Annotated in this window: 22 protein-coding genes and 3 pseudogenes; 13 read left to right on the top strand and 12 right to left on the bottom strand. The window is 70.9% G+C overall.

Going from position 1 to position 24,885, the window contains the following annotated elements:
• Window positions 1-23 precede the first annotated feature (23 nt).
• A complete protein-coding gene (locus LRS04_RS11550) occupies window positions 24-959 on the bottom strand; it encodes a calcium-binding protein (RefSeq protein ID WP_257816497.1) in 936 nt (311 codons plus the stop codon).
• 235 nt (window positions 960-1,194) lie between these two features.
• On the opposite strand from LRS04_RS11550, the gene LRS04_RS11545 reads away from it, so the two are divergent.
• The 5 genes from LRS04_RS11545 to LRS04_RS11525 are packed head-to-tail and all read left to right on the top strand — an operon-like array spanning window position 1,195 to window position 6,483.
• A complete protein-coding gene (locus tag LRS04_RS11545; RefSeq protein ID WP_257816496.1) occupies window positions 1,195-1,752 on the top strand; it encodes a hypothetical protein in 558 nt (185 codons plus the stop codon).
• Between the two features lie 11 nt (window positions 1,753-1,763).
• The gene (locus tag LRS04_RS11540) at window positions 1,764-2,771 is read left to right on the top strand and encodes a hypothetical protein (protein ID WP_257816495.1); all 1,008 of its coding nucleotides are present in this window, start codon (window positions 1,764-1,766) and stop codon (window positions 2,769-2,771) included.
• Window positions 2,772-2,774: 3 nt separating this feature from the next.
• The gene (locus LRS04_RS11535) at window positions 2,775-4,124 is read left to right on the top strand and encodes a Dyp-type peroxidase (protein ID WP_257816494.1); all 1,350 of its coding nucleotides are present in this window, start codon (window positions 2,775-2,777) and stop codon (window positions 4,122-4,124) included.
• The gene (locus tag LRS04_RS11530; protein ID WP_257816493.1) at window positions 4,121-5,554 is read left to right on the top strand and encodes an NAD(P)/FAD-dependent oxidoreductase; all 1,434 of its coding nucleotides are present in this window, start codon (window positions 4,121-4,123) and stop codon (window positions 5,552-5,554) included. Before LRS04_RS11535 ends, LRS04_RS11530 begins: the two co-directional genes overlap by 4 nt.
• Window positions 5,551-6,483, top strand: coding sequence for a transporter (locus tag LRS04_RS11525; RefSeq protein WP_257816492.1), 933 nt, complete (start codon window positions 5,551-5,553; stop codon window positions 6,481-6,483). Before LRS04_RS11530 ends, LRS04_RS11525 begins: the two co-directional genes overlap by 4 nt.
• Before the next feature lie 39 nt (window positions 6,484-6,522).
• Here LRS04_RS11525 and ettA read toward each other — a convergent pair.
• Together ettA and LRS04_RS11515 are read right to left on the bottom strand one after the other, a co-directional pair.
• Window positions 6,523-8,195: pseudogene (gene ettA, locus LRS04_RS11520) on the bottom strand (energy-dependent translational throttle protein EttA).
• A 219-nt stretch (window positions 8,196-8,414) separates the two neighbouring features.
• On the bottom strand, window positions 8,415-8,549 hold the full coding sequence (locus LRS04_RS11515; RefSeq protein WP_257816491.1) for a hypothetical protein: 135 nt from the start codon (window positions 8,547-8,549) through the stop codon (window positions 8,415-8,417).
• Between the two features lie 298 nt (window positions 8,550-8,847).
• Between LRS04_RS11515 and LRS04_RS11510 the strand changes: the two genes are divergently transcribed.
• Both LRS04_RS11510 and LRS04_RS11505 read left to right on the top strand, forming a co-directional pair.
• Entirely contained in the window at window positions 8,848-9,441 is a 594-nt protein-coding gene (locus LRS04_RS11510) for a TetR/AcrR family transcriptional regulator (protein WP_257816490.1), read from the top strand.
• A 61-nt stretch (window positions 9,442-9,502) separates the two neighbouring features.
• Entirely contained in the window at window positions 9,503-9,685 is a 183-nt protein-coding gene (locus LRS04_RS11505; RefSeq protein WP_257816489.1) for a CsbD family protein, read from the top strand.
• A gap of 104 nt (window positions 9,686-9,789) precedes the next feature.
• On the opposite strand, the gene LRS04_RS11500 is transcribed toward LRS04_RS11505, so the two are convergent.
• Window positions 9,790-10,302, bottom strand: a complete 513-nt coding sequence (locus LRS04_RS11500) for a cupin domain-containing protein (RefSeq protein ID WP_257816488.1) — start codon at window positions 10,300-10,302, stop codon at window positions 9,790-9,792.
• Window positions 10,303-10,329: 27 nt separating this feature from the next.
• On the opposite strand from LRS04_RS11500, the gene LRS04_RS11495 reads away from it, so the two are divergent.
• The 3 genes and pseudogenes from LRS04_RS11495 to LRS04_RS11490 all read left to right on the top strand — a co-directional run bounded on the left by LRS04_RS11495 (window position 10,330) and on the right by LRS04_RS11490 (window position 13,872).
• Complete coding sequence (locus tag LRS04_RS11495) at window positions 10,330-12,597, top strand: S9 family peptidase (protein WP_257816487.1); 2,268 nt, start codon at window positions 10,330-10,332, stop codon at window positions 12,595-12,597.
• Window positions 12,594-13,421, top strand: a pseudogene (locus LRS04_RS27885) (L,D-transpeptidase family protein); the annotation flags it as partial. The gene LRS04_RS11495 and the pseudogene LRS04_RS27885, both read left to right, overlap by 4 nt.
• On the top strand, window positions 13,387-13,872 hold the full coding sequence (locus LRS04_RS11490; protein ID WP_257819084.1) for a L,D-transpeptidase family protein: 486 nt from the start codon (window positions 13,387-13,389) through the stop codon (window positions 13,870-13,872). The pseudogene LRS04_RS27885 and the gene LRS04_RS11490, both read left to right, overlap by 35 nt.
• On the opposite strand, the gene LRS04_RS11485 is transcribed toward LRS04_RS11490, so the two are convergent.
• Window positions 13,869-14,294 (bottom strand): YidH family protein, encoded by a 426-nt coding sequence (locus tag LRS04_RS11485; protein ID WP_257816486.1) that lies wholly within the window; start codon window positions 14,292-14,294, stop codon window positions 13,869-13,871. The two genes, LRS04_RS11490 and LRS04_RS11485, sit on opposite strands and share 4 nt — an antisense overlap.
• Before the next feature lie 11 nt (window positions 14,295-14,305).
• Window positions 14,306-15,103, bottom strand: a complete 798-nt coding sequence (locus LRS04_RS11480) for a hypothetical protein (RefSeq protein WP_257816485.1) — start codon at window positions 15,101-15,103, stop codon at window positions 14,306-14,308.
• Between the two features lie 160 nt (window positions 15,104-15,263).
• Between LRS04_RS11480 and LRS04_RS11475 the strand changes: the two genes are divergently transcribed.
• Window positions 15,264-16,910: an amidase gene (locus tag LRS04_RS11475; protein WP_257816484.1), complete on the top strand. Its 1,647-nt coding sequence runs from the start codon at window positions 15,264-15,266 to the stop codon at window positions 16,908-16,910.
• A 197-nt stretch (window positions 16,911-17,107) separates the two neighbouring features.
• Complete coding sequence (locus LRS04_RS11470; protein WP_257816483.1) at window positions 17,108-18,322, top strand: glycosyltransferase; 1,215 nt, start codon at window positions 17,108-17,110, stop codon at window positions 18,320-18,322.
• 12 nt (window positions 18,323-18,334) lie between these two features.
• Here LRS04_RS11470 and LRS04_RS26825 read toward each other — a convergent pair whose 3' ends face one another.
• The 3 genes and pseudogenes from LRS04_RS26825 to LRS04_RS27880 form a co-directional block, all read right to left on the bottom strand.
• Window positions 18,335-18,532 carry a hypothetical protein gene (locus LRS04_RS26825; protein WP_308238125.1) on the bottom strand — a complete coding sequence of 66 codons (198 nt, stop codon included), beginning with the start codon at window positions 18,530-18,532 and terminating at the stop codon, window positions 18,335-18,337.
• Entirely contained in the window at window positions 18,492-20,279 is a 1,788-nt protein-coding gene (locus LRS04_RS11465) for a sulfatase-like hydrolase/transferase (protein ID WP_308238328.1), read from the bottom strand. Before LRS04_RS11465 ends, LRS04_RS26825 begins: the two co-directional genes overlap by 41 nt.
• A pseudogene (locus LRS04_RS27880) lies at window positions 20,257-20,706 on the bottom strand (sulfatase-like hydrolase/transferase); the annotation flags it as partial. The pseudogene LRS04_RS27880 and the gene LRS04_RS11465, both read right to left, overlap by 23 nt.
• 191 nt (window positions 20,707-20,897) lie before the next feature.
• Between LRS04_RS27880 and LRS04_RS11460 the strand changes: the two are divergent.
• Window positions 20,898-21,722, top strand: a complete 825-nt coding sequence (locus tag LRS04_RS11460; protein WP_257816482.1) for a hypothetical protein — start codon at window positions 20,898-20,900, stop codon at window positions 21,720-21,722.
• 16 nt (window positions 21,723-21,738) lie between these two features.
• Here LRS04_RS11460 and LRS04_RS11455 read toward each other — a convergent pair whose 3' ends face one another.
• The 3 genes from LRS04_RS11455 to LRS04_RS11445 all read right to left on the bottom strand — a co-directional run bounded on the left by LRS04_RS11455 (window position 21,739) and on the right by LRS04_RS11445 (window position 24,647).
• Window positions 21,739-22,959: an acyl-CoA dehydrogenase family protein gene (locus tag LRS04_RS11455; RefSeq protein ID WP_257816481.1), complete on the bottom strand. Its 1,221-nt coding sequence runs from the start codon at window positions 22,957-22,959 to the stop codon at window positions 21,739-21,741.
• Window positions 22,960-22,976: 17 nt separating this feature from the next.
• Window positions 22,977-24,092 (bottom strand): acyl-CoA dehydrogenase family protein, encoded by a 1,116-nt coding sequence (locus tag LRS04_RS11450; RefSeq protein WP_257816480.1) that lies wholly within the window; start codon window positions 24,090-24,092, stop codon window positions 22,977-22,979.
• Between the two features lie 111 nt (window positions 24,093-24,203).
• Window positions 24,204-24,647 carry an OmpW family outer membrane protein gene (locus LRS04_RS11445; RefSeq protein ID WP_308238124.1) on the bottom strand — a complete coding sequence of 148 codons (444 nt, stop codon included), beginning with the start codon at window positions 24,645-24,647 and terminating at the stop codon, window positions 24,204-24,206.
• Window positions 24,648-24,885: the final 238 nt, after the last annotated feature.

Raw genomic sequence — 24,885 nt, 5'->3', positions numbered from 1 at the left:
CCGCCCCGAGCGGAGCGCGAGGCCTAGGCGCCGAAGATCCAGCCGGCCGGCAGGGACGACAGGGTCACGCCGACCAGCACCATCTGGGCGCCGCCGGCCATGGAGATCACCGTATCGGCGCCGACCTGGTCGGCGGTGTAGTCGGTCCCGGGCAGCAGGAAGACCCGGTCGCCCTCGGCGGCGCTGAAGTCGGTGACCCGGTCGAGGCCGGCGTCGCCGTGGGTGTGGAAGATGTCGGCTCCGAGCCCGCCGATGAGGGTGTCGTCGCCGCGGTCGCCGGCCAGCCAGTCGTCGCCGGCGTCGCCCAGGACGATGTCGTTCCCCTGGCCGCCGCGGACGATGTCGCTTCCGGCGCCGCCGTGACTGGTGTCGTCCCCGAGGTTGCCCAGCACGATGTCGTCGCCGGCGTCGCCGAACAGCAGGTCGTGGTCCTTGCCGCCGACCACCCAGTCGTCGCCGGCCCCGCCGGAGGCGGTGTCGTCGCCCATGTTGCCGTTGATGGCGTCGAAGCCCGCGCCGCCGGTGATGCTGTCGTTCCCGCCATTGCCGGAGAGCACGCTGGTCCCGTCGCCGCCGGTCAGCGTGTCGGCGCCCGACGAGCCCAGCCAGTTCGCCCCGAAATCCTCCAGCCAGGCGCCGGAGAGCAGCGCATCGAGGTCGCCGCCCATCGGCAGGTCGGTGACCGAGACCAGAGTCTGGCCCTGGGGATCGAGCACCCGGATCTCGCCGAGGTCGCCGGAGAGGTAGGGCGCGCGGAAGGTGATGCCGAAGCTGGTCTCCGGCAGGAGCTCCAGCCGGTAGCCGGCGAGCGGGGTCGTGGCGCCCGCGGCGATCACCACCCGGCTGGACGACAGGGTCTCGATGCTGACCAGCGAGGCGAGGTCCGAGACCGTACCGATCCAGTCGCGAAGGGCGCCGACGTCGAAGGGCAGGGCCTGGGCGAAGGTGAGGGTGGTCATGCGGACGCTCTCCGGCCCCGGGTGGAGCCTCGATAGGGTGCTACCAAGACCTTAAGCCCTTGTAATCGTGGCGATCGGCCGCGCGGGGCGGGCGTGGGATCCGGCGCAGGCGGGGAAACCTAAGGGCGCCTGAGACCGGAGCTCCGGCCGCGCCGTCGCCCCAGGCGCGGGTTTCACCCTAGGTCCGGGCGCGGGGATGGCCGCTACCGTCGCTCCCGACAGGCGGGAGGGCGTCATGACGGGCACAGAGAATTTCCTCACACCGGCGGCGCTGGCGATCCCCAGGGAAGGCTACTTCGAACGGATCGAGGGCCCCTATGGTCCGCTGTTTCCGAAGACGCCGGCCAACTACGGCTTCTCGATCCTGGCCAAGGTGCTGCCGGGCCGCGAACAGGTCATCCGGGACTACGCCAAGACCATCGAGGCCGCCGTCCGGGAAACCCCCGGCGTGCTGGCCCCGCTCAAGCTGCACTACCTGCGCTGGATCATGTTCCCGATCGGGGACGACCTCTACTTCATGTACCAGGGCATCTTCGACACCGACTTCGACAAGTACATGGACGACGCGCTGATGCTGTTCCTATCGACCGGCATCACCACCGTCTTCGTGAACCTGGAAGGCTTCCCGGAGGACTGGAAGGACAACCTGCCGGCGGTCGTCAGGTTCTTCCGCGAGCACCAGGTGCCGAGCTTCCTGGAGTACGGCGAATACCCCTACGTCAGCGCCGACGAGATCAAGAAGGCGCTGCGGCTCAAGGCCTCGCTCACCGACGCCCTCGACCAGCTGCAGTAGGGGCGGCGTCCATGCGCGAACCGGCCCGCACCTACAACCAGAGTCACGCGCCCAGGCCCGAGACCCCGGGCCGCAAGCGCGCGAGCATCTACATCTCCTGGAGCTATCCCGGCGAAGCGAACCGCAACCCCGCCGAGATGGACAACCGCTTCTCGACCATGACCGAGGTGCGCCGCGTCCTGTGGCCGGCCTACGAGGTCCCGCGCTTCGCCGACCCGCTGCAGTTCCAGCAGGGCATCGCCGGATCGCTGGAGCTGTTCTTCTGGGCCTGGGTCCCGTTCCAGGACCTGGCCGCCCAGGTCACCGGCCATCCCGTGCCGGTGTTCCAGCGGGTCGACCAGGCCGGCTTCGCCCTGCCGCTGGACGAGCGCGTTCTCGGCGACTGCGACGTGCTCTTCCTGTTCAGCCTCGACCACAACGTCACCTGCCAGACACCCAGCGCGGCCGAGATCGCCGCGTTGCGCGACTGGCTCGGGCGGCCCGGGACGCTGCTGGTGATCGGCCCGCACCACGACGTGGGCGCCACCGACGATCCCGACCAGCGGGCGGTGGAATATGCCCACCACGGCGACCTCCTGGTGCCGCGTCAGCAGCGCTTCGGGCAGTACGCCGTGCAGCTCCTGCAGGCGCTCGGCGTCCCCGTGGAGAACCGGTGGGCTTTCCGTCCGGCGGTGCGCGAGGGGACGGGGAACAAGATCGCCCCCTTCGAAGCCTATCCGCAGAACGACGCCCGCGGCTGGCTGGCGGGGGTGGAGAGCCTGAACTTCCACATGCACCTGCCGCACTACGCGATCACCCGCGACGACGGGACCGCGGTCGTGCTGGCCAAGCAGCCCATCGACCCGAACCGGCCGCATCCCTTCACGGCCAGCGGCGAGAGCGCGTTCAACACCCTGGTCTATGCCCCGCCGGCCGGCGAGCGGGCCGGCGACGTGCTGGTCTGCGACTCCACGGTCTTCAGCACCCTCTTCGGGGCCGACGAGAGCCTGGAGCGGTTCTGGAAGAACCTGGTCTCGTGACCCATGGCTGACGACGCCGCCGTCCCGAGGCTGGAACTGGAGGACATCCAGAGCGGCGTGCTGCGGCCCCGGCCCACGCCCTACGCCGCCACCTACATCCTGCTGCGGATCGACGACCGTGGGCAGGGCGGGGAGCTGCTCCGCCGGCTGGGGGAGGTGGTGACCTCCGCCGCCGCGCCGGAGCGGCCGGGGCGCGACACCTTCGTCCATGTCGCCCTGACCTACGACGGGCTCGTCGCGCTCGGCCTCCCCGAGGCCTCGCTGGAAAGCTTCTCCTGGGAATTCCGCCAGGGAATGCTCGCCCGCGCCAAGGCGCTCGGCGACGAGGGGCCGAGCGCGCCCGAGCGCTGGGAGGCGCCGTTCGGCGGCCGGGACATCCACGTGATCCTGACGGGCGTCGCGCCGAGCGCCGAGAGCCTGCAGACCGCGCTGGACCGCGCCCGCGCCGCCTTCGCCGACCTGCCGGGGGTGGTCCCGATCTGGCGGCAGGACTGCTTTGCCCCGGCCGACGAGAAGGAGCCCTTCGGCTTCAAGGACGGGATCAGCCATCCGGCCATCGAGGGCAGCGGCATCCCCGGGACCAACCCGCTGGAAGCGCCGCTCAAGGCCGGCGAACTGGTCCTCGGCTACCTCGACGAGATGGGGACCTATCCGCCCGCGCCCGAGCCCGCCGCCCTCGGCCGGAACGGGACCTATGTGGTGTTCCGCAAGCTGCATCAGGACGTCGCCGGTTTCCGCCGCTACCTCCGCGCCAATTCCAGCGGGGCCGACGACGAGGAATTGCTGGCCGCCAAGATGATGGGCCGCTGGCGCAGCGGCGCGCCCCTGGCGCTCTGCCCGATGCACGACGATCCGGCGCTGGGCGGGGACCCGGCGCGCAACAATGCCTTCCTGTTCCGGGCCGACGACGCCACCGGCTACAGGACCCCGCCCGGCAGCCACGTCCGCCGCTGCAACCCGCGCGACGCCGACGTCGCCGGCGTCGTCCGCCTGCACCGGATGATCCGCCGGGGCACCGCCTATGGCCCGCCGCTGCCGCCCGGGGTCACCGAGGACGACGGCGCCGACCGCGGCCTGATGTTCGCCTTCGTCGGCGCCCACCTGAAGCGGCAGTTCGAGTTCGTGCAGTCGGAGTGGGTGAACGGCGGCGAGTTCCTGGGCCTCGGCGACGCCCGCGATCCGATCTGCGGCGCCGCCGACGGCGCGGGCGCCTATGCGATCCCCCGCCGGCCGCTGCCGCGACGCCTCCAGGGCCTGGCGCGGTTCGTCACCACGCGGGGCGGCGCCTATGGCTTCATGCCCAGCCTCACGGCGCTGCGCTGGCTGGCGGAGGTCGCGGCCGGGCCACAATGACCGACGTTCTCGTCACCGACGTCGTCGTGGTCGGCGCCGGGCCGGCCGGGACCATGGCCGCGCTGCGCGCCGCCCAGCTCGGCGCCCGCACCGCCCTGGTCACCGAGGGCGCGTTCGGCGGCATGGCGGCCAACGACGGGCCGGTCCCGGTCCGCACGCTGGCGCATGCGGCGCGGCTGATGCGCGAGGCCCGTCAGCTCCCGGCCTACGGCATCGGCGGCGCGCCGCCGGAACTCGACTACGGCCGCCTCCTGGTCCGCGTCTCGGACGTGGTGGCCGAGGTCGCCGCGCGCTCCTCGCTGCGCGCCCAGGTGGAGGCGGCCGGGGCGACGATCCGCGAGCACGAGGGACGCGCCCGCTTCGTCGGACCGAACACGCTCGAAACCGCCACCGGCCGCCGCTTCCATGCCGATCGCGTCATCCTCTGCACCGGCGGGGTCAGCCGCCGGCTGGACGTCCCGGGCTTCGAGCTCACCGCCACCCATTCCGACGCCTGGTCGCTGACCGCCGTGCCGCCCTCCATGCTGGTGATCGGATCAGGCGCCACCGGGGCCCAGGTCGCCTCGGTGTTCAGCGCCTTCGGCACGCAGGTGCAGCTCTTCGAGGCCGGGGAGCGGATTCTGCGCACCGAGGAGCCGGAGGTCTCGGCCTGCGTCGCCGCCGCCTACCGCGCCGCCGGCGTGGTGATCCACGAGCGGTTCGGCGCCATCCACGGGTTCGAGGCGACGCCGGACGGCATCCGCATGACCTATGGCCCGCCCGGCGAGGCCCGCACCGCCGAGGCCGCGCTCTGCGTCGTCGCCGTCGGCTGGACCGCCGACACGCAGGGCCTGAACCTCCCCGCCGCCGGGGTCGAGACCGACGCCCGCGGCTTCGTCCGCGTCGACGCCGCCCAGCAGACCACCGCGCCGCACGTCTATGTGGCGGGCGACGTCGCCGGGGTCCGCATGCTGGTCCCCCAGGCCCTGCAGGCCGGCTTCACCGCGGCCACCAACGCCGTCACCGGATCGCGCGAGACCGCCGCCCATGCGGTCAATCCGGTGGGCAGCTTCACCGACCCGGAGTACGCCCAGGTCGGCCTGGGCGAGGCCGCCGCGCGGGCCGAGGGGCATGACATCGAGGTCGTCGCCGTCCCCTTCGCCGAGACCACGCGGGCGATCATCGACGGCCGCACCACCGGCCTCTGCAAGCTGATCGTCGCCCGAGACAGCCATGCCCTCCTCGGCTGCCACCTGGTGGGCGAGCGCGCCGTCGACGTGGCCCAGGTCGCGGCCGTCGCCATGGCCGGCGGCCTCACCGTGGACGCGCTCGCCCGCCTGCCGCTCAGCTTCCCGATCTACGCCGGCGTCCTCGGCCGTGCGGCGGCGGCCGCCGCCCATCGGCTGAACCGCGGGGCCGAGGCCACGGGCCTCGCGGCGGCCCTTTCATGAGGCGCAGGCTCGCGGTCCTGATCGCCGCCAACCTCGCCGCCCTCCTGCTCGCCGCCCTGGTCCTGGCGGCGCTGGCGACCCAGGCCCGCGCGCAGGACGACGGCCCGCGGGTCTATCAGCTCGCGCCCGTCGGCGCCCGCAACGTCACCGCCTTCCTGGTCAACAAGCGCGGCAACGAGCTGCCGGAGCCGGGCTCGGTCGCGCCCGGCGCCGACATCGACACCGACATCCTGGTCCTCCGCTACGCCGAGACCTTCGAGATCGCCGGCCGGCCGGTCACGCCGTTCGCGATCCTGCCGTTCGGCGAGGTCCGGCGGACCGGCGCGGCCTCCAGTTCCGGCCTTGGCGACATCCAGCTCGGCGGCACGGTGGGACTGCTCGGGGCCCCTGCCCTCACGCCGGCGGCCTATGCCGCCTACGCGCCGGGCTTCGGCGTGCAGATCCTCGGACGGGTGTTCTTCCCGACCGGCGCCTACGACGGCGACCAGCCCCTCAACCTGGGCTCCAATCGCGCCGCCTTCCAGGTCGGCCTGCCCACGGTCTTCGCGGCCGGGCGCTCCTATCGCGAACCGGGCCTGACCAGCCTGGAGGTGCTCCCGACCGTGACCTTCTATGCGCCCAACGAGGACCCGTTCGGCGGCGCGCGCAGCGAGAAGGACCCCTTCCTCACCGTCGAGGCCCACCTGACCCGCACGCTGGGCGACCGGCTCTGGGTGTCCGCCGACCTGCTCTACCGCCGGGGCGGCGAGACGGAGACCGATGGCGTGCGCGACGCGAACGGCATGCACGGCTGGTCGGCGGGCGGGAGCCTCGCCCTGCCGTTCGTGTCGCGCACCAGCCTGATCTTCACCTGGCAGCAGGTGATCGAACGCAGCGACGACGGCCCCGACGGCTGGTTCTTCCGCACCGCCCTGGTGGCGCCGTTCTAGGCGGGGGATGGGGGTCAGGCGACCCAAGCCCCCCGCCCCCTACCGCGTGAACTTGTGGAACTTGATGCGGTGGGGGGATGAGGCTGTCGGCGCCGAGGCGGCGCTTCTTGTCCTCTTCGTAGGCTTCGAAGTTGCCTTCGAACCATTCCACGTGGCTGTCGCCCTCGAAGGCGAGGATGTGGGTGGCGAGGCGGTCGAGGAACCAGCGGTCGTGGCTGATGACCACGGCGCAGCCGGCGAATTCCTCCAGCGCCTCTTCCAGGTTCTGCAGCGTCTCGATGTCGAGGTCGTTGGTCGGTTCGTCGAGCAGGATGACGTTGCCGCCCTCGGTGAGCGTCTTGGCCAGGTGGACGCGGTTGCGCTCCCCGCCCGAGAGCTGGCCGACCTTCTTCTGCTGGTCGCCGCCGCGGAAGTTGAACGAGCCAACGTACGAGCGGGTGTTGATGTCCCGCTTGTTGACGGTGAGCACGTCGAGGCCCTGGCTGATCTCCTGCCAGACGGTCTTGGAGGGATCGAGCGCGTCGCGGCTCTGGTCGACATAGGCCAGCTTCACGGTCTCGCCGACCCGGAAGGTCCCGCCGTCGGGCTGCTCCTGGCCGGTGATGATCTTGAAGAGGGTCGACTTGCCGGCGCCGTTCGGGCCGATCACGCCGACGATGCCGTTGGGCGGCAGCTTGAAGGAGAGGTTCTCGAAGAGGACCTTGTCGCCATAGGCCTTGGTCAGGCCGTCGGCCTCCAGCACCACATTGCCCAGGCGGGGGGCCGGGCGGGATGGTGATGGTGGCGAAGCTCTGGGCGTCGCGCATGGTCTCCTGCTGGCGGACCATCTCGTCATAGGCCGCGAGGCGGGCCTTGGACTTGGCCTGGCGGGCCTTGGCGCCCGAGCGCACCCATTCCAGCTCGCGGGTCATGGCGCGCTGGCGGGCCTCGCTCTCGGACTTCTCCTGCACGATGCGCTTGGTCTTCTGCTCCAGCCAGCCGGAGTAGTTGCCCTCGTAGGGGATGCCCTTGCCGCGATCGAGCTCCAGCGTCCACTTGGTGACCTGGTCCAGGAAGTAGCGGTCGTGGGTGACGAGGATCACGCAGCCCGGGAAGGCCTCCAGGTGGTGCTGCAGCCAGGCGACGCTCTCGGCGTCGAGGTGGTTGGTGGGCTCGTCGAGCAGCAGCATGTCGGGCTTGGAGAGCAGCAGGCGGGCGAGCGCCACGCGGCGCTTCTCACCGCCGGAGAGCTTGTCGACCGGCCAGTCGTTCGGCGGGCAGCGCAGGGCGTCCATGGCCATCTCGATCTTGGAATCGATGTCCCACAGGTCGCCGGCGTCGATCTTCTCCTGGAGGGCGGTCATCTCCTCCATGAGCTCGTCGGTGTAGTTCTCGCCCAGCTCGGCGGCGATCTGGTTGTAGCGGTCGAAGATCTTCTTCTCTTCGCACCAGGAGATGACGTTGCCCCAGACGTTGAGCTGCTCGTCGAGCTGGGGCTCCTGCTCCAGGTAGCCCATCTTCACGCCGTCGGCGGCCTTGGCCTCGCCGGTGAACTCCTTGTCGATCCCCGCCATGATCTTCAGCAGGGTGGACTTACCCGAGCCGTTGACGCCGACGACGCCGATCTTGGCGTCCGGGTAGAACGAGAGCCAGATGTTCTCGAAGGTCTTCTTGGGGTTTCCAGGGTAGCCCTTGGTCAGGCCCTGCATCTGGAAAATGTACTGCTGCGCCATGGGGCGTCCGCGCTCGCTCTTATCGAAGTGTGGGAAGTCGCGGGTGCAGATAGCGGGGCGGAGCCCCAGGTGCAATGACGGGCGGCGCCGGAGCGCAGCTCGCGCAGCCGACCGGGGTGGGGAAGCGGGGTTCAAGCGCGGGGGATCGCGCCTGGCTCACACACCCCCACCCGGCGGAGCTTCGCTCCGTCCACCCTCCCCTGAAGGGGAGGGATTGGGCTAGTTCCGGGCCGTCTGGATCTGGACGGCGGCCTTGTTGCAGGCGCGGAGCTGGCCGATGGTCAGGTCGCGGCCGCGGCTCTTGTAGCTGGCCACCGGGCCGATGACGGCGGCGACCTTCTTGCACTCGCGCACCAGGCCGTCGGCGTTGGCGGTCTTGCCGGGCGCCCTGGCAGGCGTCGCCCTCGCAGCGCCAGGCGACGCCGCTGATCACCGCTTCCTGCGGCGCGGACACGGGGCTGGTCAGCCGGGCTTCCGACGAAGCCTGGGCCAAGGCCGCCCCCGGAGCGAACACCGCCAGCGCGGCGATCGCCCCCAACACACTCAGACTTTGCATTCCCGTGATCCTTCCGTTAGGGAAAAGAGCACGACCGGTCGCTAATGCTGAAAGAGCACGATCGGTCACTTTCTGTCAAGCAGGGAGGCTTGGCTTTTGCGCAAAGGCGACGCGACCCGGGTCCGCATCCTCGACGAGGCGACGAGGCAGGTGGCCGTACGCGGCCTGACCGCCGCCAGCCTGGGCGACGTGGCCGAGGCGGTGGGCCTGTCCAAGAGCGGGCTCTTCAAGCACTTCGAGTCCAAGGAGGCGATGCAGCTCGCGGTCATCGACCGGGTGCAGGAGCGGTTCTCCGACTTCGTGTGGCGCGAGGCCGAGCCGCTGGCGCCCGGCCGCGCGCGGCTGGAGAAGATCTTCGACCGCTGGCTGGACTGGTCCGAAAGCGAGTGGGACGACCACGGCTGCCCGCTGATGGCGCTGTCGGTGGAGCTGGACGACCAGCCGGGACCGCTGCGCGACGCTCTGCAGAAGGGGATGCTGCGCTGGCGGCGCACCCTGATGCGCGAGTTCCAGGCGCTGACGGACCCGCCGCTGTCCGAGGACCAGGCGGCGGCGGCCTATTTCCAGATGAAGAGCTACCTGCTCGGCCATTCGGAGGCGCGGCGGCTGATGGGCCTGCCCGACGCCAGACGCTCGGCGCAGGCTGCGTTCCACGCCCTGCTGGACCGAGTGGGCCAGGCTCAGCCGTAGGAACCCCGGCCCTTCCCGCCGCGTAGTGCTCCCGACGCGAACGCTTGCAAGGAGTACGATCATGCACCGCGACGAGATCAAGGGCGCCGCCAAGGACGCCAAGGGCACCGTGAAGGAAGCCGCCGGCAAGGCGACGGGCAACGAGCGCCTGGAAGCCGAAGGCGTGGCCGATCAGGCCGCCGGCAAGGTCCAGAAGGGCGTCGGCAACCTGAAAGACGCCGCCCGGGACGCGCTGAAGCACTAGTTCGGCAGCGCTCTCCGCCTCCCCGAGCGGCGCTGCGCCGCTGGCGGAGAGCTCGATCGAGACCAACGGCCGCGCTGGTGAGCGCGGCCGTTGTTGCATCCGGGCTAGGGCGCCGGCGCCCAACCCGGCGGCGCCAGCTCGAAGCCGGAGAACTCGAACCCGGGAACCACGACGCAGGCCACCAGCGCCCAGCCGTCGCCGGCCCGGGCCGCCTGCCATTCGCCCGGCTGCACCACGTGCTGCTGGACATCGCCGGCCAGGGGGTCGGGGCCGAGGCGGGTCTCGGCGACGCCCTGCCCCATCGACGTCCCGAGGATCAGCGGGGTCCCGGCCTGGAAGATCCACAGCTCGGCGGCGTCGACCCGGTGCCAGTGCGAGCGCCCGCCCGCCTCCAGCAGGAACAGGATCGAGGTCCCCGCGGCCCGCCCGCCGCCGGGCGCCGGCGCACGCCAGGTCTCGCGGTACCAGCCGCCTTCGGGGTGCCTCTCTCGAGGCCGAGGGCGGCGATGATACGCCGGGCGTCGCTCATGGGCGAGGAATGCCCGCCCGCACGACGCTCGGCAACCGCCGTTCGACTGCGCCGCGTTGACGGAGGCAGACGGTTCCGCTTCGGTCACGCGCTGAAGGTTTCCGAAGGGGTCATCATGCTGTCGCGCGCCGTCCTGCTGGGGTCCGCCCTGGCCCTCTGCCTCTCCACCACCGCGGCCGCGCAGGCGGCGCCGGAGACGCGGGAAGTCGGCGCCATCGTCTATTCCGGCGTGCCGGCGACACCCGCCGACCTGCAGGCCCGGATCGCGCCCTACTACAACGCCCGCTCGGCGGTGTTCGAGGGCTGGCTGGCCGACGGCTCCATGCTGATCGCCACCCGGTTCGGCGACACCCAGCAGCTCCACCGGGTGAAGGCGCCCGGCGCGGCCCGGACGCAGCTCACCTTCTTCAACGAGCCGATCAACCAGGCCCAGGTGCGGCCGGGGACGTCCACCTTCGTCTATCCGCGCGACGTGGGCGGGGCGGAGTATTACCAGGCCTACCTCCGCGACCTCTCCGGAAACGAGACGGCGCTCACCGCGCCGAACACCCGCAACCAGGGCTTCGTGTTCAACAAGTCTGGCAGCCTCGTCGCCTGGACCCAGGTGACGCCCGGCGATCCGAACTACGACATCGTCATGGCCGACCCGTCGAACCCGGCCAGCCGCCGGGTGGTGCACGAGGGCACGGGCGGCATGGGCGTGGAGGACGTCTCCGAGGACGGGTCGCGGCTGCTGGTCGGCCGCCGACATTCGGCCACCCACACCGAGCTGTTCGTGCTGGACACGGCCAGCGGCAAGCTGACCCCCATCGGGCCGCAGGGCCGCAAGATCGGCTACCTGGTGGCGGCCTTTGTGGATGGCGGGGTGCTGGCGGTCTCCGACGACGGGGCCGAGCAGGCGCGGGCCGTGGTGATCGACGCGAAGACCGGCAAGGTCCGCGACCTGGAGCCCAATCCGAAGTGGGGCACCGAGGCGATCGAGATCAGCCCGGACGGCAGGACCCTGCTCTCCGCCGTGAACGAGGAAGGCTATTCGACGATCGTCCTGCGCGACATCGCCACCGGCAGGCTCCTGCCCGGGCCGAAGCTGCCGCAGGGCGTGCTGACCGCGGCGAAGTTCTCGCCGGACGGCTCGAAGATCGGGCTCAGCCTGTCGACCTCCACCAGCTCCGGCGACGTGTGGGACTACGACCTGAAGACCGGCCAGCTCACCCGCTGGACGGAGAGCGAGCTGGGCGGGCTCGACCCGGCCAAGCTCGTGGAGCCGACGCTGTTCCGCTACCCGAGCTTCGACGGCCGGCAGATCCCGGCCTTCATCTACCGGCCGAAGACCGCGAAGGCCGGCGGCAAGCTGCCGGTGGTCATCCAGATCCACGGCGGGCCGGAAGGCCAGGAGCAGCCGAACTTCAACCCGCGCCGCCAGTCCTGGGTCAACGAGCTGGGCGCGGCGGTGATCATCCCGAACGTCCGGGGATCGTCCGGATACGGCAAGACCTACATCGGTCTCGACAACGCCGAGAAGCGCGAGGACTCGGTGAAGGACATCGGCGCCCTCCTGGACTGGGTGGCCAAGCAGCCGGACCTGGACGCCAGCCGGGTGGCCGTGGTCGGACAGTCCTACGGCGGCTACATGGTGCTGGCCGTGGCCGGCCACTACAACGACCGGATCGCCGGCGCGATCGACCTCTACGGCATCTCCGACTGGGTGACCTTCCTGCAGAACACGGAGGGCTACCGCCGCGACGCCCGCCGCGCCGAGTACGGCGACGAGCGCGATCCGAAGATGCGGGCGGTGTTCGACAGGATCGCGCCGATCCGGATGAGCGACCGGATGAAGAAGCCGATGATGGTCTTCCAGGGCGCCAACGACCCGCGCGTGCCGCGCTCGGAGTCCGAACAGATGGTCGCCAAGCTCCGCGCCCAGGGCACAGAGGTCTGGTACGTGCTCGCCAAGGACGAGGGCCACGGCATCTACAAGAAGGCCAACCAGGAGGCCGTCAGGGCCACCGAGGTGGTGTTCCTGAAGAAGGTTCTGGGGGGTGGAGTAGACGGGAATCCCTCCCCTTCAGGGGAGGGTGGACGGCGCGTTCGCGCCGTCGAGGGGCGCCTATTCCGGCAGGCGCCGCGCCTGAACACGACTGCCCCACCCGGATCGCTTCGCGATCTGTCCCTCCCCTTGAAGGGGAGGGATGAGGGAGGGACGGGAGCCATAAAGGCCAAGCTGCGTTTGGCAGCTTATGAGCATCGCGTGCCCGGCCCTGCGGCCGCAGTCACTGGCCGCCGACCCCCGGCGCGTCTCCCTCCTTTCCCTGATGGTCGCGGGTCTCTGCGTCCTGCTGCTCGCCGCGTGCGGACAGAAGGACGGGCAGATCGGCGCTCGTGACGCGGATTACGCCATCGAGGTGCTGGCGGCGGCGCCCGGCCCACGGCTTTCCGGACGGCGCGTTCGACGCGCAGCGGCTGGCCGAGATGCCGAAGTCGGCGGAGCGCGACCGGCTGCTGAAGGCCGCCCTCATCGCCTATGCCGAGGCCCAGCATGGCCTCGGCCTGCCCAAGTCGGCGCTGCGCAAGGACTGGGGCCTGCGGCCCGCGGCCTATGACGCCGAGGCGGAGCTGACGGCGGCGCTGCAGAAGGGCGACTTCCGCGCGTGGCTGGACGCCCAGGCGCCGACCGCGCCCGGCTACACGGCCCTGAAGGCGGCCTATGCGCAGTACCTGAAGATCGACGCGGCCGGCGGCTGGCCGCAGGTTTCGTCCAACACCGACCCGGCCGTCCTGCAACAGCGGCTGGCCTTCGAGGATCCGCAAGCGACGGCCGATCCGGCGGGCGCGCTCGGCCGCTTCCAGGCCGCCCACGGCCTGCGTTCGACCGGCAAGCTCGACGCCGCGACCCTGGCCGAGCTGAACGTGCCGGCGATCACCCGGGCCGCCCAGATCCGCGCCAACCTGGAGCGCCTGCGCTGGCTCCCCCGAGACGAGCCGGCCACGCGCATCGACGTGAACACCGCCGCCGGGGTCATGGCCTATGTGGTCGACGGCCAGACGGCGGTGACCATGCGGACCGCGTCCGGCAAGCCGGGCGACGAGACCCCGATCCTGGCCTCGGAGATCCGCTCCATCGTGATCAACCCCCCGTGGAACGTGCCCGAGGGCATCGCCAAGGAGGAGCTCTATCCCAAGGAGGCGGCCAATCCCGGCTACTTCGCGGCCAACAACTTCGTCGAGAAGGAGGGCCGGCTGGTGCAACTCCCCCGGCCCGGAGAGCGCGCTGGGTCTCGTGAAGTTCGACTTCGAGAATCCGTACGCCGTCTATCTGCACGACACGCCGGCGAAGGCCGCGTTCAACCGCACCAGCCGGGCGGTGAGCCACGGCTGCGTCCGGCTGGAGCACGCCGTCGCCTTCGCCCGCATGATGCTCAGCCAGCAGCCCGGCTGGTCGGCGGCGAAGTTCGACGAGACCCTGGCGGCCGGCGAGACCCGGCACGTGAAGCTCGAGACGCCGGTGCCCGTCCGCCTGATGTACCTGACCGCCCTGCCCGAGGGCGGCCGGATCGCCTTCCGCCCGGACGTCTATGGCTGGGACGGCGAGCTGCTGCGGATCATGGACCGCGAGCTGGGCCGCACGGTGGCCAGCGCGGGCACGGCGGAGGCGGGCTAGAACCGCAGGAACACCGAGCCGAAGGCGGCGACGCCGATCAACATGACGGCGCCGGCGATCAGGTAGTTCGGACTGTGGAGCTGCTTCGGCGTGAGGGCCGCGATGCTGGCGAAGGCGCCGCTCGAGAGCCCGTGGCGGGCCCGGTGGTACTGCCAGGTGAAGATCGCCAGCGAGACCACGCCGGCGGCGATCAGGACGAGGCCGAAGTTGCGGGGCGCCGCCTCCGAGAGCCGGCGCGGGCCGTCCTCGCCCACCAGCTTCTGGAAGAACTGGGCCACCGTGAAGCCGAAGCCGATCAGCGAGACCGAGGTGCGGACCGCGGCCATCAGGGTGCGCTGGAGCGCCATCTGGGTGCGCAGCCAGGAGAAGTAGTTGCTCGCGTTGGCGGCGGCCTCGAAGCCGGCGGGCGACGGCGGGGGCAAGGCGGGCCTCCCTATTTCGGGAACAGCAGGGTGGTGACGAAGCGCAGGCCCCAGGCGGGACCCTTATCCTCGCGGGCGGCATAGACCTTGGCGCCCCCGGTGAACTGCACCTTCCGGCCGCCGATGGTGGTGAGCTGGGCGACGGTCAGGTTCACGGGCACGGTCCAGCTCCCGGACTTCCAGTTGTAGGTGGACTCCGTGTTGATCCCGATCGTGGTGTGGCTCGGCGAGGTCCAGCTCAGGAACGGCTGGACGAAGGTCTGGCTGATGTCGTCGCGGCGAGCGTCGCCGACGTCGGCGTAGGACCAGATGTGATTGGCCAGCACGCCGACGCTCCAGGGGCCATCCTGCTTGAGGACGAGGCCGGTCGGCCCCGCGCCCCACTGCTTGCTCCCCAGCTCCTGTCCGGCGACCGGCCAGAGGAACACCGGGCCGGCCGCGAGGATCAGGCCGTTCACCGGCTGCTTCGGCGAGAAGAAGAAGCTCTGGGTGATGTCGCCGAAGCCCTGGGCGTCGCCGGCCGCGGGCGAGGTGCGGTCCTGGTAGATGACCGGCATGATCGTGCGGACGATCATGTTCCAGTCCTGACCTACCGAGACCGGGACCACCGGCTGGACGTTGAGGGTGTAGCGATAGCCCTCGTCCGGCCCGAAGCAGCAGTCGTGGTTGAGCTGCAGCGGCACGCTGATCAGGCTGGAGACCGGGTTGGACAGCTTCTTCGCCAGCTCCGCGTCGCTGTCCTGGGCGGCGGCAGGGAATGCCGCGGCCGCCGCGGCGGCGAGGGCCAGACTGACGACGCTGCTTCCCATCCCGCCTCTCCGCACCCGCACGGCCCGCACGTTCGATCGTGGCGGCCCGGACCGGGATCGGGTGAAACCCGAAGGCGGCGCCGCGCCGAACGCCGAGGCGGCTGGTGGTGCCGGCGCGGCGGCGATAGGGTCGGCCCGCGCAACCGGGGGACCCTGCCGCATGCTGAGGATCGCGAGCTTCGTGGGGGCCGTGGCGCTGGCCGGGACCGCGGCCGCGCAGCCGCTCAGCCCCTACGCCTCGGCCGCAGAGCAGCAGGCGGCCATGCGCGCGGGCGCGATCAGCGCCGAGCGTCTGACCCAGCTGTCGCTCGACCGCATCGCCCGGATCGACCGGGCCGGGCCGAAGCTGAACAGCGTGCTGACGCTGAACCCGCATGCGCTGGCGGACGCGCGGCGGCTCGACCAGGAGCGCCAGGCGGGGCGCGTGCGCGGGCCGCTGCACGGCGTGCCGATCCTGCTGAAGGACAATATCGAGAGCCAGGACGGAACGGCGACGACCGCGGGCTCGCTCGCCCTGGTCGGCAATGTGCCCGAGCGCGACGCGCCGATCGTCAAGCGGCTGACCGACGCCGGGGCGGTGATCCTCGGCAAGGCCAACCTGTCGGAATGGGCGAACTTCCGCTCGACCCGGTCGATCAGCGGCTGGAGCGCGGCGGGCGGACTGGTGCGCAATCCCTACGGCCTGGACCGCACGGCCTGCGGCTCGTCCTCCGGCTCGGGCGCGGCGGTGGCGGCGGGTCTGGTAGCCCTGGCCATCGGCACGGAGACCGACGGCTCGGTCACCTGCCCGGCGGCGATGACCGGGATCGTCGGGCTGAAGCCCACCGTGGGCCTGGTCTCGCGGACCCACATCGTGCCGATCTCGCCGGCCCAGGACACGGCGGGTCCGATGACCCGGACCGTGGCCGACGCCGCCGCCGTGCTGACCGCCATCGCCGGCTCCGATCCGCTGGACCCGGCCACCGCCGAGGCCGACCGCCGGAAAACCGACTATGTGGCCGCCCTCGACCCGCAGGCGCTGCGGGGCGCGCGGATCGGGGTGCTCAGGAACCTCGCCGGCCGTCACCCGGACGTGGACGCCGAGTACGAGAAGGCGCTTACCGCGCTCCGCGACGCCGGAGCCGTCCTCGTCGAGGTGAAGGGGCCCGAGGAGGCCGTGCTCAACAAGGTGGGCGCCGCCGAGGGCGACCTGCTGCGCTGGGAGTTCAAGGCCGCGCTCGACGCCTATCTCGCCACCACGCCGCCGGCCGTCCGCACGCGCACCCTGGAGGCGCTGATCGCCTTCAACGCCGCCGAGCCGCGCGAACTGCCGCTGTTCGGCCAGGAGATCTTCGAGCAGTCGGCGAAGACGCCGCCGGCCGCCGACCGGGCCATGGCGGCGAAGCGGGCCGAGACGACCAAGCTCGCCGCCGACACCCTCGACAAGCTGATGCGGGAGGCGAACGTCGAGGCGCTCGTCTCACCGAGCGGCGGCCCCGCCTCCATCGTCGACCCGGTGAACGGGGGGCGGTTCTTCGGCTCGCCCTCCACCCTGCCGGCGGTGTCGGGCTATCCGCACCTGACCGTGCCCATGGGCCAGGTCCGCGGCCTCCCAGTCGGGCTGTCGTTCCTCGGGCCGGCCTGGTCGGAAGGGCGGCTGCTCTCGCTGGGCCACGCCTTCGAGCTCGAAACCCAGGCGCGCCGTCCCCCCGGAATTCCCGCCTTCGATCGGGGCCCGTCCCGAGGTCGCCAGGGCCTACGATCCGTAGAGACACGGACTTGCACCCGACCGCTTTCCGCCCAATCTGGGAAGCAAGCTTCAGTGTGACGCGCGTCCGCCCGCGTCCTTTGCCGATCCGATGCGAAGGGGCAACAGCCTGGACAACGACTGGAAGAAGACGCCGGCCAGGCGCAAGCTGCGGGTCCGGAAGCCTCTCGGGCGGGATCGATCCGCCGGTCTGCTCGTTGCAGCTTCAGCGAGCGTCATCGAGAGACGCGTCAACGAAGCACAGGGGGGCACGCCGAATGTTCGACGCTGTCGCGCCGCAGCCTGAGAATCTGATCCGGCTGGATCCGGCGGACACGCCCGCGTTCGGAGAGGCGCAGGGCTTCCACCTCATCGACACGACGATGATGTACGCGCCGAAGTCCGGGGGCGTGAAACGCTACCTGCTGGCCAAGCGCGCCTGGCTGGACCTGCGCCGGCCGGACATCCGCCACACCCTGGTGGTGCCGGGCGCCCGGACCGAGGCTCAAGGGTCCAACCTCGTCACCATCGCCGCCGCCCGCCTGCCGTTCGGCGACGGATACCGGATGCCCGCCAGCCTGACCAAGTGGGAGACGGTGATCCGGATGCTCGAGCCGGACATCATCGAGGCCGGCGACGTCTTCGTGCCGGGCCATGCGGCGCTGGAGGCCGGCGAGGCCCTGGGCGTGCCGGTGGTCGGCTTCTGCCACACCGACGCCGCGACGCTTGCCGCCCTGCACTTCGGCGAATGGGCCGAGGCGCCGACCTTCAACTTCTGGGCCCAGGCCTACCAGCGCTTCGACCATGTGGTGGCGCCGTCCAGGCACATGGCCAACCGGCTGCAGGAGGCGGGCGTGGAGCGGATGAGCGTCCAGCAGCTGGGCGTCGACACCGACCTCTTCCATCCCTCGCGGGGCGACCGGGCGAAACTGCTGAAGCGGCTGGGCCTCGCCGCCGACACGCGGCTGCTGGTGTTCGCCGGCCGCCCGGCGCGCGAGAAGAACATCGACGCCATGGTCGCCGCCGTGGAGCGGCTGGGCGCGCCCTACAAACTGCTGCTGGTCGGGGCCGGCAAGGACGTGGGCTATTCGCCGAACGTCATCTGCCTCGACTACGAGCGCGACCCGGTGAAGCTGGCCGGGCTGATCGCGTCCTGCGACGCCTGCCTGCACGCCAACGAGAACGAGATCTTCGGGCTCGTCGTGCTGGAGGCCATGGCCGCCGGCCTGCCGGTGGTCGGCCCCGGCAAGGGCGGGGTCTCCGAGCTGATCGACGAGACGGTGGGCCAGCGGGCGCGCAACGTCGAGCCGGCGGGCCTGGCCGAGGCCATCGAGGCGCTGTTCGCGCGCGACCTCGGCGAACTGTCGGCCGCGGCGCGGCGGCGGGCCGAGACCCGCCACGGCTGGGCCGCGACATTCGAGGGCCTGACCCGGCTCTACAGCCAGATCCTCGGGACCAACGCCCGCAACCGCCCGCTGGCGCTGACGGCGTAGCTTCGCGCGGCGCTACTGCCGCGCCATGGCCAGCTCCAGGGCCTTCTCCCTGTCGACCAGATGCCCGTCGCCCGCGTCGACGGGCGCGATGGAGATCTGGACGCCCTTGATCCGCCCGTTGAAGGCGTTGTTGATCGGCGGGTAGTCCTCGGACACGGGCGCGCCGCTGTCACGGCCCACGTCGCAGCCGTCGTCGGCCGAGTAGACCATCGAGAGCGTCGCCTCCACGCGGCCCTGGCCCGCAGCCTCGCCGTCGACGTAGAGGGTGACGTTCCCGCCCTTGCCGAGCCCGCCGCCGTCGTAGGCGAACTCCATGCGGACCTGGTGCTCGCCCTCGGTGAGCGGCGCCTGGGCCTCGACGTAGAAGTAGCGGACGCCGGACAGGTTGTAGCAATACTTCAGCCGGCCCTGCAGCGCGTACAGCGACCAGCCGCCGATGTTGGCGCCCTGGGCGATGATGACGCCATGGGCCGGTTCCGGCCCGACGACGATCTCCGCCGTGACCGCGTGGGACTTGTTCTTGATGCTCAGCACGGCGTTCTCGCCGAGCCGGCCCATGCCCGCGAAGAGCAGCTGGGTGTCGCCGCGGATCAGCACCGGGCGCCCGGCGGTGTCGGGGGTTCAACCGCTTCCCCAGGTCGTCGTCGAGGGGCAGCACATTGTATTTCACGGCTTCGATCAGCCACAGGCGCTGGAGTTCGTGCAGCTTCTCCGGGAACTGCTTCGAGAGGTCCTTCGCCTGGGTCCAGTCCTGGGTCGTGTCGTAGAGCTCCCAGACGTCGTCGTCGAAGGCGGGGACCGCCTCGCCGATGAGCAGCCAGGGCGTCTTGTGCCGGGTCACGGCCGTCCAGCCCCGGTGATAGATGCCCCGGTTGCCGAACATCTCGAAGTACTGGGTCTCGTGGCGGTCCGCCGCCTCCGGATCGTCGAAGGAGTAGGCCATGCTGACGCCATGCAGCGGTGTCTGCTGGACGCCCTCCACGAACAGCGGCTCGGGCAGGCCCGCGGCTTCGAGGACGGTCGCGGCGACGTCGATCACATGGTGGAACTGGTCGCGGACCTCGCCACGCGCGGCGATGCCGTTCGGCCACTGGACGATCGTGCCGTTCCGGGTGCCGCCGAAGTGGGAGGCGACCTGCTTGGTCCACTGGTAGGGCGTGCACATCGCGTGCGCCCAGCCGACCGCGAAGTGGTTGTAGGACTTCGGTCCGCCCAGCTCGTCCAGGCGCTCGATCAGGAACTCGGGCGTCTCGATGGCGCTCAGGCCATTGAAGTTGATCATCTCGTTGAAGGTCCCCTGGAGGGTGCCTTCCGCCGACGCGCCGTTGTCGCCGATGATGTAGTAGATGAGGGTGTCGTCGAGGATCTTCAGCTTCTCAAGGCTATCGATCAGCCGTCCCACGTGATGGTCGGCGTACTCCAGGAAGCCGGCATAGACCTCCATCTGCCGGCGCAGCGCCGGCTTGATCGCCTCGGGCATGTCGTCCCAGGCCGGGATCTCCTTGTGGCGCGGCGTCAGCTCGCAGTCCGCCGGCACCGCGCCCATGGCCTTCTGCCGCGCGAAGGTGCGTTCCCTCAGCTCGTCCCAGCCGGCGTCGAACCTGCCCTTGTACTGGTCCGCCCAGGCCTTCGGCACGTGATGCGGCGCATGGGTCGCGCCCGGGGCGAAGTAGATGAAGAACGGCTTGTGAGGCGCGAGCGCCTTCTGCTGACCGACCCAGGCGATGGCCTTGTCGGTCATGTCCTCCATCAGGTGAAAGCCCTGTTCGGACGTCCGGGTGACCTCGACCGGCGTCGTGCCTTCGTAGAGGCTCGGGTACCACTGGTTGGCCTCGCCCCCCGATGAACCCGTAGAAATATTCGAACCCCGCGCCGGTCGGCCATTGGTTGTAGGGACCGACCGGGCTCGTCTGCCAGACCGGCACCTCGTGGCACTTGCCGAACTGGGCCGTCGAATAGCCGTTGAGCTTGAGCGTCTTGGCGAGCGGCGCGGCCGTGTTGGGCAGCACCGACGAATATCCCGGGGCGCCGGTGGCGATCTCGGTGATGCCGCCCATGCCGACGGCATGGTGGTTGCGGCCGGTGAGCAACGCCTGCCGCGTGGGGGAGCAGAGCGCGGTGGTGTGAAACCGCCGGTACTTCAGGCCGCCCGCCGCCAGCCGCTCCGCGGTGGGCATCTCGCAGGGGCCGCCGAAGGCGCTCGAGGCCCCGAAGCCCACATCGTCCAGCAGGACGATCAGGACGTTGGGCGCCCCGTCAGGGGCCCGCAGTTCGGCGATCGGCGGGAACGAGGTCTCTCCGTCCTTGGCGTCGAAGGTGACGAGACGCGCTTGCGCGCGATCCGGGATCGGCAGGACGGTGCGATCGTCGCGGCGGATGGCCATGTCCGGGGCTCCGTGGCAGAGGCAGCGCCAGATCCTCATGGCGGGAAGGTCCCGGCGCCTATCCGGTGGTCGCCCGTATAGGCGCAGCGCTTCTACGGATGCAGACATTCGAAGCGCGGGTCAGGTCCCCACCGGATGCTCCCGTCCGCCGGGGCGCCGCTAGATGCGGCGGTCCACACGGAGAGCCCCCCATGGCGGACAAGCGCCCCTCTATCCGCCTCGCAGCGGCCGGCGCCGCGATCGGCGTGACCCTGGGTTGGGCCGCCGGCGCACGCGCCGCGCCGGACGAACCCGCGCCGGACGCCGCCGGCCGCGAGCCGGCGTGCGCGGCGGACGAAGGGTGGGAGGTCTCGGTCGCCCCCTACATCTGGTTCGCCGGCCTGAACGGCGACCTCGGCACGCCTGGGCGGCTGCCCGACGTGAGCGTCGACACTGCGTTCAGCGACATCCTGGACGCCCTGAAGTTCGGGGCGATGGCGATGGGCGCGGCGCGCCGCGACCGCCTGGTGATCGTGGGCGACCTCTCCTACGCGGAGCTCGAGGCGTCCAAGGACCTGAAAATCCGCGATCCCGGCCTGGTGACCGGCGAGGCGACGGTGAGGCAGTTCATGTCGACCCTGGCCGGCGGTTACCGGGCGGTCGACCGGGGCGCCACCTTCGTCGACCTGCTGGCCGGGATTCGGATCGTCGCGATCGACCAGGAGGTGCAGCTATCCGGGCCGGGACGGACGGTCTCGGGCGGGTCGTCGAAGACGCTCACCGACCCGATCGTCGGCGTGCGCCTGGGCGGGCCCATCGCCGACCGCTGGGCATACGATCTCTACGGCGACGTCGGCGGCTTCGGCGTTTCGTCCAGCTTGACCTGGCAGCTCATGGGCGTGGTGAACTACCGGCTGAGCCCGCACTGGACCGCCGCGGGCGGCTGGCGCCACCTCGCCATCGACACGTCCAACAGCGGCTTCAAGTTCGACGCCGGGATGGACGGACCGATCCTCGGCTTCGCCTACCGCTTCTGAAACCCGATCGCCGCCGCTATCGCCCCGTCGGCATGTCCTTGAAGGGGACGTCCTTGTCGACGCGGATGTCGCCGGGGAGGCCCAGGACGCGCTCGGCGATGATGTTCTTCAGGATCTCGTCGGTGCCGCCGGCGATGCGCAGGCCCGGCGCCATCATCCAGGAGCCGTGGAAGGCGCTCTTCAGCGGCGCGAGCTCGGGGTCGTTGATGATCCCGTACTGATCCAGCATCTCGATGGCGGTGTGGGCCAGCTCCTGCATCTGGACGGCCGAGACGATCTTGCCGATCGAGCTTTCCGGGCCCGGCGTCGCCCCCTTGGAGAGCGCGGTCAGCGTCCGGTTGCGGGTGTGCTTCAGCCCTTCGGCCTGGACGTACCAGTCGGCCAGCTTCTCGCGCAGGGCCTGGTCCTTCAGCGCCGGGGCGCCGTCGAGGCCGGGCACGGTGCGGGCCGCCTCCAGGAACTGGCTCCAGCCGGCGCCGGTCGCCCCGCCCACGGCCAGGCGCTCGTTCATCAGCGTGACGAGCGAGACGCGCCAGCCGTCGTCCACGGCGCCCAGGCGCTGGCTGTCCTTTACGCGGACGTCGGTGAAGAACACCTCGTTGAAGCCCGAGCCGCCGGACATCTGGTGGATCGGCCGGACCTCGATGCCCGGGTCCTTCATGTCGACCCAGAACATGGTCAGCCCCTTATGCTTGGGGGCGTCGGGGTTGGTGCGGACGACGACGATGCCGAAGTCGGAGAACTGGGCGCCGGTCGTCCACACCTTCTGGCCGTTGATGACCCAGTCGTCGCCGTCGCGGACGGCGCGCGTGCGGGCGGCCGCCACGTCCGAGCCGCCCGAGGGCTCGGAGAACAGCTGGCACCAGATCTCCTCGCCGCGGAGGGCGGGCCCGACGAAGCGCTTCTTGGTGTCTTCGTCGGCGAAGGTCATCACCGTGGGCACGCACATGCCCAGGCCGATCTGGAACGGGTTTGGCGGGATCGGATAGGCCGCCTCCTCCTGGTTGAAGATCACCTGCTGGATCGGCGTGCCGCCGGGGCCGCCCCACTCCTTGGGCCAGGTGATCTGCGCATAGCCGGCCGCGGCCTTCTTCGCCTGCCAGGCCTTGGAGGCGGCCATCGAGCCGCCGCCCTCCATGTCGGTGAGGTCGAGCGCCTTCTTCGGGGCGTTCTCGTCCAGCCACGCGCGGACCTGGGCGCGGTAGGCGGCTTCTTCCGGGGTGTCGTTGAAGTCCATGATCCCTCGCTCCCTGATCAGGCCGCGTTGCGCCGTTCGAGCTGGCTGACCAGCCGTTCCTTCCAGACGCGCGGGGCGCCGGCCACGAGGCCGAGCTGGCGCGAGCGGCGGAAGTAGAGGTGGGCGTCCACCTCCCAGGTGAAGCCGATGCCGCCGTGGGTCTGGATGTTCTCCTTGGCGGCGAACCAGTAGGCCTCGGACGCGGCGATCCGCGCGGCGCTGGCGGCCACCGCCAGCTCCGGGGCGTTGGTGTTGAGCGCCCAGGCCCCGTAGTAGGCGTTCGAGCGGGCGAGCTCGTTGCGGACATACATGTCGGCGAGCTTGTGCTTGATGGCCTGGTAGGAAGCGATCACCCGGCCGAAGGCGTAGCGCTCCAGCGCATAGGCCTTGGCCATCTCCAGGCACTTGTCGGCGCCGCCGGTCTGTTCGAAGGCCAGCAGGATGGCGGCGCGGTCGAGGACCTGCTCCAGGAGCGCGAAACCCTCGCCGGCCGGGCCGAGCCGCGTCGCCGGCGCGCCGGAAAAGACAAGCTTCGCGGCGTCGCGGGTGGGATCGACCGTCTGCAGCGCCTCGCGGGCGACGCCCTCGCCCGTCAGGTCCACGAGGAACAGGCCGAGCTTGCCGTTCTCCTTGGCGAGCACCACGGCGAGGGTGGCGATGTCGCCGTCGGTGACGGGGACCTTGGTCCCGGTGAGCTTGCCGCCGGAGACGGTCGTCTGGATCGAACCGGGGGTCACCGGGCCGGGGCCTTCGGAGGTGGCGAGGCAGCCGATCACCTCGCCGGCGGCGATCTTCGGCAGGAGGTCGGACTTCTGGGCCTCGTCGCCGGCCAGCATCACGGCTTCGGCCAGGAAGTAGACGGTGGAGGCGAAGGGGATCGGGGCGACCGCGCGGCCGAGCTCCTCGGCGATCACGCAGAGCTCCAGGTGGCCGAGACCGAGGCCCCCGTGTTCCTCGGGGATGGCCGCGCCCAGCCAGCCCTGGCCGGCCACGGCCTTCCACAGCGCCTCGTCATAGGCCTTGCCGTCGTCGTCCAGCACCTTGCGGACCTGGGCGGCGGAGCTGTTCGCCTCCAGGAACTTGCGCGCCTCGGACTTCAGGAACTTCTGGTCGTCGGAGAAGTCGAAATTCATGCCCTGCCTCCCGCCGGTTGGCCGGCGTTCGTCGTTTCCTCGCCCGCAGCATTGCGCGGGAAGGCAGGGCAGGAAAAGCGTGACCTCGCGTCAGGCCATGGCCGGTTCGGGCTAGAACTTGTAGCCGACGCCGGCCGAGACGACCCACGGGTCGAGGCTCACCTTGGACTTCACCCCGTTCCAGGGATCCTTGGCGTCGGTCTCGAAGAAGATCTTCTTCACGTCGACGTTGGCGCTCCACGGGCCCTGGATGGCGACGTCCGCGCCGGCCTGGAGCGCGACACCGAACCCGTTGTCGATGTCGAGGCCGAAGCCGTTGAAGTCCTTGTCGGCGTAGAACAGCATGTAGTTCACGCCCGCGCCCACATAGGGGCTGACCTTGGCGGCCGGGGCGAAGTGGTACTGCAGGCTCAGGGTGGGCGGCAGCACCCAGGTCTCCTTGACCTTTACGTCCGTCGTCCCACCCTTGGCGCGGACGGTGTGCTTGCTGCTGCCGGCGATGAGTTCGGCGGCCAGGTGGTCGGTGAAGAAATAGGTCAGGCCGATGGTGGGCACGATGCTGTCGCTGACGTCGGCCTTCAGGCCCGTCGGGGGCGCCGGCCAGCGTGGTGATCGGGTCGCCGGCGTCGGGCGCCACGTCGGTGATGCGGACGTTCAGCATCACGGTCCCGGCCGTCTTGGGCTGGAAGTCCTGGGCCTGGGCGGCGCCGGCGAGCGCCAGAGCCGCCCCGGCCGCAAGCGCCATCTGGATGGTGTTCATGTCTATCCCCTGTGTTGGCGGCAAGGCCGCGCA

The organism is Phenylobacterium sp. J367 (assembly GCF_024699985.1).
Lineage (GTDB): Bacteria > Pseudomonadota > Alphaproteobacteria > Caulobacterales > Caulobacteraceae > Phenylobacterium.
This window is presented reverse-complemented; position numbering and strand designations above follow the sequence as displayed.